Source organism: Blautia pseudococcoides, from assembly GCF_001689125.2.
In the GTDB taxonomy this organism is placed as follows: Bacteria; Bacillota; Clostridia; order Lachnospirales; family Lachnospiraceae; genus Blautia; species Blautia pseudococcoides.
Window position 1 is genome coordinate 1829058 of record NZ_CP015405.2, and the last position, 13830, is coordinate 1842887.

The 13830-nt window shown below is 45.4% G+C and carries 12 protein-coding genes; 1 reads left to right on the forward strand and 11 read right to left on the reverse strand.

Annotation, left to right across the window (positions count from 1 at the left end):
* Nucleotides 1-361: 361 nt before the first annotated feature.
* The 3 genes from A4V09_RS08620 to leuC form a co-directional block, all read right to left on the reverse strand.
* Nucleotides 362-643, reverse strand: a complete 282-nt coding sequence (locus A4V09_RS08620) for a sporulation initiation factor Spo0A C-terminal domain-containing protein (RefSeq protein WP_242964030.1) — start codon at nucleotides 641-643, stop codon at nucleotides 362-364.
* 1052 nt (nucleotides 644-1695) lie between these two features.
* Nucleotides 1696-2184, reverse strand: coding sequence for a 3-isopropylmalate dehydratase small subunit (gene leuD, locus A4V09_RS08630; protein WP_065541982.1), 489 nt, complete (start codon nucleotides 2182-2184; stop codon nucleotides 1696-1698).
* Between the two features lie 14 nt (nucleotides 2185-2198).
* Entirely contained in the window at nucleotides 2199-3467 is a 1269-nt protein-coding gene (gene leuC, locus A4V09_RS08635; protein WP_065541983.1) for a 3-isopropylmalate dehydratase large subunit, read from the reverse strand.
* Nucleotides 3468-3677: 210 nt separating this feature from the next.
* On the opposite strand from leuC, the gene A4V09_RS08640 reads away from it, so the two are divergent.
* On the forward strand, nucleotides 3678-4574 hold the full coding sequence (locus tag A4V09_RS08640; protein WP_065541984.1) for a LysR family transcriptional regulator: 897 nt from the start codon (nucleotides 3678-3680) through the stop codon (nucleotides 4572-4574).
* Between the two features lie 69 nt (nucleotides 4575-4643).
* On the opposite strand, the gene ilvC is transcribed toward A4V09_RS08640, so the two are convergent.
* From ilvC to A4V09_RS08680, 8 genes are all read right to left on the reverse strand, one after another.
* Nucleotides 4644-5657: a ketol-acid reductoisomerase gene (gene ilvC / locus A4V09_RS08645; RefSeq protein ID WP_065541985.1), complete on the reverse strand. Its 1014-nt coding sequence runs from the start codon at nucleotides 5655-5657 to the stop codon at nucleotides 4644-4646.
* Nucleotides 5658-5728: 71 nt separating this feature from the next.
* The gene (ilvN, locus tag A4V09_RS08650) at nucleotides 5729-6241 is read right to left on the reverse strand and encodes an acetolactate synthase small subunit (RefSeq protein WP_065541986.1); all 513 of its coding nucleotides are present in this window, start codon (nucleotides 6239-6241) and stop codon (nucleotides 5729-5731) included.
* Nucleotides 6242-6435: 194 nt separating this feature from the next.
* Nucleotides 6436-7596 carry a DHHW family protein gene (locus A4V09_RS08655; RefSeq protein WP_065541987.1) on the reverse strand — a complete coding sequence of 387 codons (1161 nt, stop codon included), beginning with the start codon at nucleotides 7594-7596 and terminating at the stop codon, nucleotides 6436-6438.
* Between the two features lie 90 nt (nucleotides 7597-7686).
* Nucleotides 7687-9078: an MBOAT family O-acyltransferase gene (locus A4V09_RS08660; RefSeq protein ID WP_065541988.1), complete on the reverse strand. Its 1392-nt coding sequence runs from the start codon at nucleotides 9076-9078 to the stop codon at nucleotides 7687-7689.
* 75 nt (nucleotides 9079-9153) lie between these two features.
* Nucleotides 9154-9624 (reverse strand): DUF4358 domain-containing protein, encoded by a 471-nt coding sequence (locus tag A4V09_RS08665; protein ID WP_065541989.1) that lies wholly within the window; start codon nucleotides 9622-9624, stop codon nucleotides 9154-9156.
* Between the two features lies 1 nt (nucleotide 9625).
* Nucleotides 9626-10405: a GDSL-type esterase/lipase family protein gene (locus A4V09_RS08670; RefSeq protein WP_065541990.1), complete on the reverse strand. Its 780-nt coding sequence runs from the start codon at nucleotides 10403-10405 to the stop codon at nucleotides 9626-9628.
* A gap of 172 nt (nucleotides 10406-10577) precedes the next feature.
* Nucleotides 10578-12188 carry a nickel ABC transporter ATP-binding protein NikE gene (nikE, locus tag A4V09_RS08675; RefSeq protein WP_065541991.1) on the reverse strand — a complete coding sequence of 537 codons (1611 nt, stop codon included), beginning with the start codon at nucleotides 12186-12188 and terminating at the stop codon, nucleotides 10578-10580.
* Between the two features lie 33 nt (nucleotides 12189-12221).
* The gene (locus A4V09_RS08680) at nucleotides 12222-13805 is read right to left on the reverse strand and encodes an ABC transporter substrate-binding protein (RefSeq protein ID WP_065541992.1); all 1584 of its coding nucleotides are present in this window, start codon (nucleotides 13803-13805) and stop codon (nucleotides 12222-12224) included.
* Nucleotides 13806-13830 lie beyond the last annotated feature (25 nt).

A 13830-nucleotide genomic window follows, 5' to 3' on the forward strand; every position in this document is an offset into this window, starting at 1 on the left:
TGACTATTTCCATTCTATCTTCATTCTGACTTTTTATCTTATGATTTCAACCGTTTCCACATCAGACCAACCCCCGCTTCTTAATCCAATTGATATAATCATTTTATATCAGATAGCAATTATAGCAACCATTACGCAACGATAAGCGATATAACAGCAACATTATGCAAATTATAATTTTGCTTCTATATAAATATATACACATGCCCCTATTCTCTGCTTGTCTAGAACTTCATAATTACAGCCATTTCTTATCCGGGTCCGGCTCATCTCCTGATACAAGCATCCCCCGCCCAATGTCTATATTTCTGACTGATGGAAGCGGGGGAATAACACATTATACGACACATGAAGAACCGGTTTATACAGATTTATCTTTCTCAGCAGCATTGTTCTTAAGCATCCAATAGGCTACAAAATCAAAAAACTGACCATTACTCGGACAAATCTCCAATTCTTTTCCTGCAATCTCTTCCATAAATGCCCGGTTATTTTCCCAGCACTTTTCAATTACAGTCCGTATGTTTCTCTCCACCCTCTTATACGGGATGCCATGCCGCTGGGCAAGTACCGGATAGATGTCTTTCGTTATTTTAAGACAACATCCGTAATTCTCTTCGGCAATCTGGATTGCCTCTGGCAAAAGATAATATCCCTTGTATCGGGATGTAAGATGTAATATTAAATTTTCTAATGAGCTCAATTTCTGTGTTCATAAAGCTCCTCCTCTTTAGTGTTATAATTCATTATCATAAAACATTTATGAGGATTTGTAATGATTTCTACAAAATACTACAAATTATCATTATATTAAGTTATATTCGCTTTATTGTTCTAATAATTTATAGCATCACAAAGAAGCGCTCAGTTTTTGGGCGCCAAAAAACATTGATACCATTAAATTACAATTCTAAGTTGAGGTTTTATATATGAGATATTATATTATGATACATTAATATGAGGTTATGAGGGATTGGTATTTGAGGTATTATGTCACATTCTATATCTTCTTGTCAATATCTATTATACGAATGAAACATATTTTTTTCATATGCAGTCAATATATTGATATTACCAATCCCACATACTGGATAAAGTCAAATACCTATAACTCTATTTTTAAAAGCTAATTCCATACCGAGACCAAATCCGTCATTAAAATGCTTGATATAAAACAGTAAAATATCCTGATGTGTCTCCGCAATAGTCAGATCAGACAACTCATTCCTTCCAAAAAAACGCAGTTCTCTGAATTCTTCACTGCACTTCAACTCCTTTAGGTCCTTTACGAAAACTTCATATACCGCTGTGATAATCCGCACAAAATTTCCGTCAGGGTAAGCTGCTATTCCGGCGTTCCAGAAGCACCTTTTCGTTATTTCTTATAATACCTACCGCCCCCATATGTATGGGCCGATTAGGTTTTGGAGCATCCGGAGAATTATAAAATTTTGTCTGTTTTTTCATATTCATTATCCCTTTCCCATGCAGCGTTTACATGTGCCTGTCAGCTGTCTGTAAACGCACTCCTTTGTTTTATCTCACTCATAAGATCCCATACCTGATACATGCTAACTGCCGAGATCAAACAGTAGAAAGTTGCCGGCTGTCATTCAAAAAACAGGATGTCAGCGGACAAAAAAACGGCCCATTCTGCTCTTTTTCCGCAAAATGAACCGTTCTTTATCCTGCTTCTTACTGCTGGCTGTTAATATAGTTGATCAGACCTTCAGCCTTAATGATCTTCTGCATGAATTCGGGGAATGCCTGACCTTGGAAGCTGGTTTCCTTTGTCTTGTTGGTGATAATTCCGCTGTCGAAGTCCACTTCCACTTCGTCACCTGCCTCGATGTTCTGTGCCGCTTCCGGACATTCAATGATAGGCAGACCGATATTGATGGAGTTGCGGTAGAAAATCCGGGCAAATGTCTCAGCAATGACACAGCTTACCCCCGCTGCCTTGATAGCGATGGGTGCGTGTTCACGGGAAGAACCGCAGCCAAAGTTCTTGTTTGCCACAATGATATCGCCTTTATTAACCTTATTCACAAATTCCTTGTCAATGTCTTCCATACAATGCTGTGCCAATTCTGCCGGATCAGAAGAATTCAGATATCTTGCCGGAATGATGACATCCGTATCTACATTGTCGCCGTATTTAAAAACTGTTCCGTTTGCTTTCATGTCTTCCTTCCCTCCTATAATCCAAGTTCTTCCGGTACGGAAATTTTACCGGTTACTGCACTTGCCGCAGCCACAGCCGGGCTTGCCAGATACACTTCAGAATCCACGTGTCCCATACGTCCCACAAAATTTCTGTTTGTAGTGGAGATACAACGTTCTCCCTCTGCCAGAATCCCCATGTATCCGCCCAGGCACGGTCCGCAGGTAGGAGTGCTGACAACAGCACCTGCTTCAATAAAGATCTTCAAAAGCCCTTCCTCCATTGCCTGCAGATAGATATTCTGCGTTGCCGGAATGATGATGCAGCGCACGCCTTTTTTCACCTTGCGGCCTTTTAAAATCTCTGCCGCGCAGCGAAGGTCTTCAATTCTGCCGTTGGTACAGGAACCGATCACAGACTGGTCAATCACAACATCCTCTGCGATCTCATCCATTGTCTTTGTATTTTCCGGCAAATGCGGGAATGCGATGGTCGGTTTCAGCTGGCTCAGATCAATGGTATATTCTTCGTCGTAAACCGCATCCACATCTGCCTCATAAACTTTATACGGACGTTTGGAATGTTCTTTCATATATTCCTCAGTCAACTCATCAACCGGGAAGATTCCGTTCTTTCCGCCTGCTTCGATCGCCATGTTGGCCATGGTAAAGCGGTCATCCATGCTCAGGTTTTTGATGCCTTCTCCCACAAATTCCATGGATTTGTAGAGTGCGCCATCCACGCCGATCATGCCGATGATATGTAAGATCACATCTTTTCCGCTGACCCATTTGGCAGGTTTGCCTACTATATGGAAACGGATGGCTGACGGCACTTTAAACCATGCTTTTCCGGTAGCCATGCCTGCAGCCATATCTGTACTTCCCACACCTGTGGAGAAAGCGCCCAGCGCGCCATAAGTACATGTATGGGAGTCTGCTCCGATCACTACGTCTCCTGCCACTGTCAGACCTTTTTCAGGAAGCAGTGCATGTTCTATGCCCATCTCACCAACATCAAAATAATTGGTGATCTCATTCTTACATGCAAATTCACGCACACATTTGCAGTGTTCTGCTGATTTGATGTCCTTGTTCGGAATAAAGTGGTCCATAACCAGCGCTATTTTATCTTTATCAAATACGTTCTTAACGGTCATTTTATCCATCTCGTGAATTGCTACAGGAGATGTAATATCATTACCCAGTACCAAATCAAGATCAGCCTCTATCAACTGTCCGGCTTCCACTTTGTCAAGACCGGCTGCTGCAGCCAGAATTTTCTGTGTCATTGTCATTCCCATGGGTATTCCTCCTTGATCTCTTAATTTGTAACTGTTTAGTAGTTTCACAGTTACCTTGATTTCATCTATTGCTATCATAGCATATCTTTTGTTATAATAGAAATACATATTAAATATATCTACCATAACTCCAATTTATATAGTTACCGGTCACAGAGAAAACCGGGACAATATTTGGAGCCAAATGCCAAACAGAAATGAGGTTTTACAATGGAGCAAAACTTATCCCTGTACCGCGTTTTCTATACAGTAGCCAACGCGGGTAATATTTCCAAAGCCGCCGAGCAGCTCTACATCAGCCAGCCGGCCATCAGTAAGTCTATCCGCAAGCTGGAGCAGAGCCTGGATGTCACTTTATTTTCCAGAAACTCCAGAGGTGTCCTGCTCACGGAAGAAGGTGAGATCCTTTACGACTATGTGCAGAAAGCGTTCTATTCCCTGCAGATGGGGGAATCCCGTATAAAAAAAATAAATGACCTTGGAATCGGACATTTACATATCGGTGTCAGCACCACACTCTGCAAATACATGCTGCTGCCTTATCTGCAGGAGTTTATCAAACTGCACCCTCACGTAAAGATCACCATTGATTGTCAGTCTACCAACCACACTCTGCAGCTTTTGAAGGAAAATAAAATCGACCTGGGCCTTATCGGGGAGCCGGAGCGGCTTCACCATATCCATTTTGATTCTCTTGGAGAGATAGAGGACATTTTCGTCAGCACCAGTTCCTATCTGGACAATCTCTCCCTGCGCACCAACCACAAAGACGATATCTTCCACACAGCCACCTTAATGCTGCTGGACAAGGAAAACATGACCCGGCAGTATATAGATGACTATCTCTCCATGCATCACATTGAGACAAACAATCTGCTGGAAGTATCCACCATGGATCTGTTGATTGAATTTGCCAAGATTGGTTTGGGCGTGGCTTGTGTCATCCGCCAGTTCGTGGAAAAAGAGCTGAACGACAAAACCCTGGTGGAAATCCCTCTTCCTTTCCCCATCCACAAGCGGAATATCGGCTTCGCTTTTCTGGATAACCTGCAGCAGACCACAGCAGTAAAAGATTTCATTGATTTTTACAACAGTAAGCGGCCGTAAACGGCTGTCAAAGCCTGTTCATACAAAACCGCCGGAAAAAGGATTTCTCCTGTTCCCGGCGGACCTTTTTTAGTTCTCGATCAGTTTGCCTGTATCGTTCCAGCTGTATAATTTACGCAGCTCTGCTCCGACTTCCTCTAACTGATGCTCTGTTTCTCTTCTTCTCATAGCGCCGAAGTGCATGCAGCCTGTCTGGTTCTCGGAAATCCAGTCTTTTGCAAAAGTACCATCCTGGATATCGGACAGGACTTTCTTCATGGCCTTCTTTGTATCATCTGTGATGATCTTAGGTCCGGTGATGTAGTCACCATACTCAGCAGTATTGGAGATAGAATAACGCATGCCCTGGAATCCGCTTTCGTAAATCAGGTCAACGATCAATTTCATCTCATGGATACATTCAAAGTAAGCATTCTCCGGTGCATAGCCTGCTTCCACTAATGTCTCGAATCCGGCTTTCATCAATGCACATACACCGCCGCAGAGAACTGCCTGCTCACCGAACAGGTCTGTCTCAGTCTCAACTTTGAAAGTAGTCTCCAGAACACCTGCTCTTGCTCCGCCCAGTGCTGCAGCGTAAGCCAGTGCTCTGTCTTTTGCTTTTCCTGTGTAATCCTGCTGTACAGCTACCAGACACGGTACACCTTTCCCAACCTGATATTCACTTCTTACCGTATGACCCGGTCCTTTCGGAGCGATCATGGTAACGTCGATGTTTGCCGGCGGTTTGATCTGTCCGAAATGGATAGCAAAGCCGTGTGCGAACATAAGCATGTTGCCCTCTTCCAGGTTCGGCTCAACGTCATTTTTATACATAGCTGCCTGTTTCTCATCGTTGATCAGAATCATGATGACATCAGCCTGTTTTGCAGCTTCTGCTGCTGTATAAACTTTTAATCCCTGTGCTTCTGCTTTTGCCCAGGATTTGCTGCCTTCATAAAGTCCGACAATAACATCCACACCTGATTCTTTTAAGTTCAGAGCATGTGCATGTCCCTGGCTGCCGTAACCGATGATCGCAACTTTCTTGCCTTCCAAAAGTGCCATGTTGCAATCTTCCTGATAATAAATTTTTACTGCCATTTTAATTTCCTCCTAGCATATTGTTTTATCTTAGGGAATAAAAAATCATTCTCTAGCTAACGTATGTAAAATTACTCTTCGTCTTCCTCCAAGTAGAAGACATCATCAATACCTCTGGAAAGTCCGGTGATACCCGTTCTTGCCAGCTCCAGAATCTCATAGCCTTCCAGCAGGTCAATAAACGCTTCCAGTTTTGACTTGGTACCGGTAAGCTCGATAATCATGGATTCCCTGCCCACATCAATAATATTGGCACGGAAAATATCCACAATAGAAGAAATACCCGGTCTCTGCTCCGGCTCCACACGGACCTTCACCAGAATCAGTTCTCTGTTGACACTCTGTCCATCCTTCAATACCTTTACTGTGAGTACATCTTCAAGCTTTTCCACCTGCTTGGTGATCTGTTCCAGAATCAGTTCGTCCCCGCTGCAGACGACAGTCATACGGGAATAATTCGGATCCGTTGTAATGCCTACGGAAAGACTGTCGATATTATAACCGCGTCGGCTGAACAGACCGGAGACCCGGCTCAGAACACCGGCCGTATTTTCAACCAGAATAGATAAAATTCTTTTGTTCATACAGCACCTTCTCCCATGCTCTCCCGTTTTCACGGAACAGCTTAACTTTTCTTGTAATTCTATCAACTATTCAAATTTTTGTCAATGCATTTAAAGCGTTATAACTAAATAGTATGTAAATCATAACTGAAAGCTATATCTGCAAAAACCCTATATTTTAGCGTATCTTCTGTCCATGAAAGAGAAAAAGGTTCTCAGCCTCCTTTGAGAACCATCTGTAAAGAAGTGTCGGAAAAGAACGTATTCACATTATACAGATATAAGATTTCCTGTATTTCCTCCACCTGCATCAGCTCCTCCAGATCCCCGTAATAATACCTTGGGTCCACCACCACGAGCTTCCTGTACTGGGTTGCCAGAAAGGGCAGATAACAGTTGGCATAGGAATCCTTCAGAACTAAAAGACTCTTCTCTGACTGTGTCGGTGTCTCTATACGGATGAGTGGATGGTTACCTCCCAGAAAGCAGGCATATCCGTCTCTTGTACCCAGTTTTTCCGTATCATAAAAACTGGCTGTTTTTTTCTGCTCATCCACATAATTGACAACAGCGGAAACCGTACCGTCTTTCGGAAGATACACTTCCAGTTCCTCCTTCTCCCCTGAGCGAAAGCCACTCTTTGCAGACAAAGTACCCTGAAATTCTCCCGTAACAGGCAGTGCCTCAAACTCTACCTCTTTCCCTTTATAGCCCATCGTCTCCCCGGCCTCCAAAAACGCCAGGTATGCAGCTTCTGTGGTCCAGTGGTGGTCTGTTCTGTAATACAGTTTTTTCTCTCTGTTCTTTTCCAGAACACCGCGCATGTCCAAAAACGTGATCCCCTGCCCCTCCAAATTTTTCCCAAGGGCATCCAGATACTTTCCCTGGTCTGCAGCCGGGGCAAATGCAGGCAGCTTGTCAGAGAGAATTTCCACCGCATTTGGCACTACCATGGCATACTGTTTTATATCTTTATGTTCAGCGGCGAAATCTCCCATAGCTTTACAGGTTTCCTTCAGATTTTTTTTATCCGGTTCTGTGAAACCTTCGATCAGATATCCGTCCTTTCCCAGAAAGACCCCATTGGACTCCACTTTTCCGGTCAGGCGGTCAAACCCGGCTTTTATCTCGATCCACATATCCCGCAGCAGAAACTGGTCACTGAAATAGGTCTCAAATTTCTCCTCATATCTGCCGGTTACGATCTGTCCTGCATTTATCCCGGGTGCTTTTTCCAACAATCGGTTTTCTTTCTCAGAAAAAGTCCTGTCTTTTGCGATCAGGCTTCCCAGAAAGAAAAAGGCAATGACTGCTGTAAAGACCCAGCCGGTTATGATTGCAGCCCGCCTGTGTAAGTTTTTATTTTTTTCATTCATGTATTACTCCGTTCTTCCGCTGCATCACACACGCGGAATTCCTCAAATTGTCACTGAACCATCACTGTTCTCACAAAGCGAACCGTTACATTAAAAGCGCAGATATAAAAACGGATGGTAAGAACTGTAGACAAGACAGGCTGTACCTAAAAGGAACAGCACACCGTAAAGTACCGCAGAACCCACTGTCAAATTGTGAAACCTGCTGTCCACAAAGCGGTATAATCCGGGTCCGCAGGCCGGTATACACAAAAGGAAGATCAGCAGATTCGTCTTCAGATAATACCATGCAGTCTCATCGGCAAATCCCGAAGCTCCCATTCCCACCAGCCGTTTCAGATAAATCCCCGCTTCCCCCAGTGAGTTGTGTGAGAACAGCATCCAGCCCGCCATGACAAAGAGCATGGTATAAATCCTGGACATCCATGCAGGCAGTTTTTCCAGTCTGCTGCCCAGCAAATATTTTTCTGCAATTAGAAATACCCCATAGTAGATCCCCCATACCGGGAAATTCATGGACGCCCCATGCCACATCCCTGTGAGGCACCACACGATGAGAATATTGCGGATATGTTTTCCCATTCCCACCCGATTGCCCCCCAGAGGGATATAGATGTAATCCCGGAACCAGCTTCCCAGAGAAATATGCCACCTCCTCCAGAATTCTGTGATACTCTTTGAGGTGTACGGGTAGTTAAAGTTCTCCTTAACTTTAAATCCCAGCATCCTGCTGATTCCGACCGCCATATCAGAGTAACCGGAAAAATCAAAATAGATTTCCATAGTAAAGGCAAACATGCCAATCCACGCAGTGAGCACAGTGATATCTCCCGCCCGGGCACTGATATCTCCATATAAAGAAGCCAGTGTGTCAGCCAGCAGCACTTTTTTTGCCAGCCCCAGAATAAATTTCCCGGCGCCATAACCAAGCTGCAGGGCGTTCACCCTTCGTTTTTTCATCTGCTCCTTTATATCCTTATAACGCACAATAGGACCCGCGGTCATGACAGGGAAAAATACTGCATAGGCAGCAAAATCCGTAAATTTTTTCTCCGCTTCCAATCTGCCGTAATAGATATCAAAAAGGTAGGACATATTTTTGAACGTATAAAAAGACAGCCCTATAGGAAGCGCCAGCTCTCTGACAGCGATCTGTGTATGCAGAATGCTGTTTACCATCCCTGCTGCCGGTCCGGAATATTTAAAAAAGCAGAGCAAAAACACATCCACTGCCGCGGCAAATATAAGGTCCATTTTCCGGTGCCGTTTGTCCTGTACCGCGTTTTGGATCTGCAGTCCCATGATATAGTGGAAAACTGCCGAAAATATCAGCAGAACTAGATAAACCGGGTCTCCCCAGGCATAAAAAACGAGGCTGGCTGCCACAAGGAAAAGGTTTCTCCCTGCAGCAGGCAGCAGGTAGTATATGAGCAGTACTACCGGTAAAAATGCAAATATAAAAAACAAACTGTTCAGCAACATATATACTCTCCCCTATCCGGACACCGCCCGGAAATTTCTTCACGCGGCCCCAAAGCCTCCGTCTTAACCTGCCCACTATCTGATCAAATCTAAAAATTCCCTTTTCCACTGCTGCGCATACTTCCCCGATGCATACAGCACATAACTGCCCCTTGTCTCCACTGCGGCCTCTGACAGAAGGGCAGTCTGGGAAACCCCATATCCCTCAAAACTCTTCTTCTGCTCCTCCAGATGTACTTCCGCCCTGTCCAGTACCTCTTCCGCTCCTTGAGGGCTGTCTGCTTTTACAACCAGAAACTCATCCACAGACATGGGGGATTCCGCCTTGTAAAAGAAATATCCTTCCAGATTTTTCACCTCCAGCCCATAGAACCTGCGAAGCTCCCTTGCTCCGCATTTCTCCATGGAGGTAATGGTCTCGTCCTGCTCCATTTTGGCCGCTATTACATCTATGGGAATGTCCTTTGCCCAGCCCCTTGTGCATAAAAAGCCAAGGTAAAGCGCCAAAAACACAAGGGTTCCCGCTTTCACCAATTTTATCTTCATTTTATAATCCTGCCGTATCCGCCAGATAGGACAGCCATGCCGGATAATAACTCTTGATCACATGGATGCCGTCCGGCTCATATATTCCGTCTTTGCCTTCTATCAGAGACGAACAGTCCACGTAGGTGTACCCGTCCTCCCCGCACATGGCCTGAAGCGCCTCATTAAACTGCCCGCAGTAAGCATAACTGGGGGTCTCTTTTACTGCCTCTTTCGTTGCCGGAAGAATACTGTTGATGTAGACTGCTGCATCCGGAAGCCCTGCTTTCAGCCGTGCGATCTGACGCCTGTATGCTTCAATGAACTTTTGGCTGTCCCCCTCACAGATTTCCATATCGTTGGTTCCGAAAGCAAAGAACACTGCAGTTGGCTGCAGAGAGACAGCAGTGTCCACCAGGTCATCTGCCTGGCTTACACTGAGCCCCCTTTTATAGAGAACTACATCGGTATCCAGAAAACCGTATTCCACTATGGATTCGGAAAAGGAATCCCCCAGTATTACCGCATTTTGAAACGCTCTTTTTAACTCTACCGTATCCCGCTCTTCTTTCTGGCTGCCGCTTTGCTCAGCCTGGCCTTCCAGCTCTTTTAAAGCATTTTCCGTCTCCGAGATATCTGCTTTTTCCAGCGCAGCTACGGTCTTTCTGTTTTTTTCATAAGGAGTTTCTTCGGCATTTTCCGCCTTTTTGAAGATAACAACAACAGCGATGATGATGATCAGCACCACTGCCAAGAAAACCCATAAACGGGTTTCAGATATGTACGCTTTGATTTTTTTCATTTTTCCCTTCAATTCCTATGTCCTTTTTCCCCGATTCGACAGATTCCCCGATTTGTCGTTTCATAAATTATAGACGTTAAAAACTGAAAGTTCAAGGTGAATATCCCATCTTTTTTATATTTAAAAAAGCTGTCACAAAATCGCCTGATTTTTGTAACAGCTTCCCAATATTTTATGTTCCCTGTCCCATCATAATAATCCTGTCGCTGACGTGCATGACCATAGGAAGATCATGGGCGATCAGCATAATGGTCAGATGATGTTTCTCCTGCAGCTTTTTGAACAGATGCATGATCTGTGCCTGAATGGAAATATCCAGGGATGAAATAGGCTCATCTGCCACAATAAACTCCGGTTCCACAGATAATGCCCTGGCAATGGCTGCCCTCTGCCGCTGTCCTCCTGACACATCGTAAGGATGACGCACGGCAAGGGCAGGGTCAAGCTCCACTTGTTCCATTAAGGAATATACCCGGCTGCGCAGTTCCTGTCTGCCTTTGCACAGCTTCTGGATCCGCAGCGGTTCCCCGATGATCTCTTCCAGCGTCATATGTGGATTAAAAGCAGAGGAACTATCCTGGAAGATCATCTGTCTTCGGTAAATACGGGCAGTATCCCCATGATAGAGAATCTGTCCCCCGTCCGGCTCATAGAGGCCCACAATACATCTTGCAAGGGTGGATTTTCCACATCCTGAAGGACCTGCCACCCCCACGATCTCGCCTCTGTATATATCCAGGGAAAAATCATCAAGAACACGGGAAACCGTATGTCTGTCCAGCCGGAAATTCTTGGACAAGTGCTGAATCTCCATGAGTTTTTCCGGTTCCGGCTCCTGAACCAGCACCACCTGATCATCCCGGACCGATGTCTCCTCTACTTTTGTAACCGGATGGGAAATATCCCCCTCCAGACGGGGATGCATATGATCATGTGTACCCCCGTGGGTATGAGGTGTCCCGTTGTGGAAATGTATCTTTCCATGGGTATGCCCAATGCCTTTCCCGTAATTCCGGTATCCCAGCAGTTTTACGGTATAAGGATTCTGTGCATGCTGAAAAATATGGCTGACACTGCCGCTCTCCACGATCTCACCCTGATACATCACATAGACCCTGTCCGCCACATTTTCCACCAGCCCCAGGTCGTGGGTGATAAACAGGATGGCAACCCCTGTCTCTTTTCTTATCTTTGCCAAAAGCTCCATGATCTGCTGCTGGGTCTCCACATCCAGTGCGGTGGTAGGCTCATCCGCCAGCAAAAGACCGGGTCTGCAGGCAAGGGCTATGGCAATGGCCGCCCTCTGCCGCATACCGCCGGAAAACTGGTGGGGATACTGGGAAAAGCGCTTTTCGCAATAGTCAAACCCGGTGAGTTCTAAAAGCTCCAACGTTCTGTCCTTTGCCTCTTTTTTGGATAGCTTTTCATGGAGGAGTATGGTCTCCATAATCTGTTTTCCAATAGAAATCGTTGGATTAAGGGACAGGTAAGGGTCCTGAAACACCATGGAAATTTCCTTGCCGCGGAATTTCTGCATCTGCTTTTCCGTATATTCTAAAAGATTGCTGCCCCGGTACAAAATCTCACCGTTTTCCACACGGGTCTTCTTCCCGAGAAGTTGTAATATGGTTTTGCACAGTACGGTTTTTCCCGAACCGGATTCCCCTACAAGGGCGGCCATCTCGCCCTTATCCAGACGGAGGTTTACCTGCCTTGCAGCCCGGGTCCCCTCCTTGTCCTGAAAGGTAACGGACAGGCCGCGGATTTCCAATAATGTCTCCATAATAATCTCTCTTTGTCTAATATTGTTTTATATTTATTCCGTGATGTCCCAGTCGTAAATATTCCAGAAGATACCCACGCCGTGATGTCCGAGAACGGTATCCTTTGTCAGCCCGGTAATGTTGTCCTTGGAAACATACATGGCATCAATATATGCGATAAAGGTATAAGGAAGGTCTTTGGACAGTTCCGTCTGAAATTCCTTGTACAGCGGAAGTCTCTCTTCCTGTGTCTCCAGTTCTCTGGCCTGCTGCAGAAGTTCATCCACTTTCGCATTGGAATAGCTGCTGTAGTTGGCACCTTTGTCTGTGCCGAACACTTTATAGGTGTGGTCATCCGGGTCAAAGGGGCTTCCCCATCCAATCAGGTATGCATCCTGGTTTGCCCAGTCTGTCTCCGCCACCACTTCCACTTTGCAGTTTACACCAATGTCCTGAAGATTCTGGGCACAGATATTTGACATATCAATACGAACCTGGTCTGCCTGACCGTTGGAGATGGTAAACGCAAGCTGCTCCCCGTCTTTTTCGTAGTAACCGTCACTGCCCATGGTCCAGCCATTCTCTTCCAAAAGCTGTTTTGCCATTTCCGGGTTGTACTCGTATTTTTCAATATCAGGATTGTTGTACGGTCCCATCTGCAGCGGAGAGTATGCAGTCTCTCCATGACCTAAAAGCACGCTGTCCACAATAGACTGGCGGTCAATAGCATAGCTTAAAATATTGGGCAGTTCTCTGTGTTTTCCAAAGAATCCGCTTCCGAAATTATAAAGGATTCCTCTGTAGTCTGCTGTTTTCATAATATCCACAACAAATCCGTCCGCATGCTCAAACTGCTCTGCGTCTTTTGGCGTTATCTGCGCCAAATCCAGCTCTCCGGATTTTAACTGAAGGGCTCTTGCCTGGGTATCCTCCACAATTTTGAAGACTACCTTGTCAATCTTAGGCGCTCCCAAATAAAAGCCGTTGAATTTTTCAAGGGTGATACTCTGCCCTTCATCCCAGGAAACCAGCTTGTAGGGACCGCAGCCCACCGGATTCCGGTTGAAATCGTCTGTCACAATGTCTTTTCCCTCCAGAAGATGTTTTGGCAGGATACCGATGGTAAGATAATCCAGCATGGCAACATTGGGTGCTGTCAGGGTGATTTTCACCGTGCTGTCGTCCGGTGTCTCAATGCTGGTAATATCCTCATAATTGGATGCGATCTCAGAGGCATTGTCAGGATCCGTGATGGTATCCAGCGTAAACTTCACATCCGCAGATGTAAAGGTCTCACCGTCATGGAATTTTACGTCTTTTCTCAAATGGAAGGTATAGGTCCTGGAAGCTTCATCCCACTCCCAGCTCTCCGCAAGGGCAGGCACTACTTTATCCTCCGCATCATGAGCGGTCAGTCCTGCAAAGATCAGAGAGTTGATCTCTCCATGTTCATAGAGTGCAGGATTGATGTTTGTATAATCACCGCTTCCGTAAACAAGAGTCTTTCCGTCCGGGTTCTTATCTGATGTCTCTGTCTTTGTGTCCCCTTTTTCCTTACCGTCTCCGCTTCCGCAGCCTGCCAGCAGTGCGGCGGTCATGGATGCCGCCAAAAGTAATGTCAGTATTTTTTTCTTCATGTCTGTTCTCCTTTGCTTTTATAGC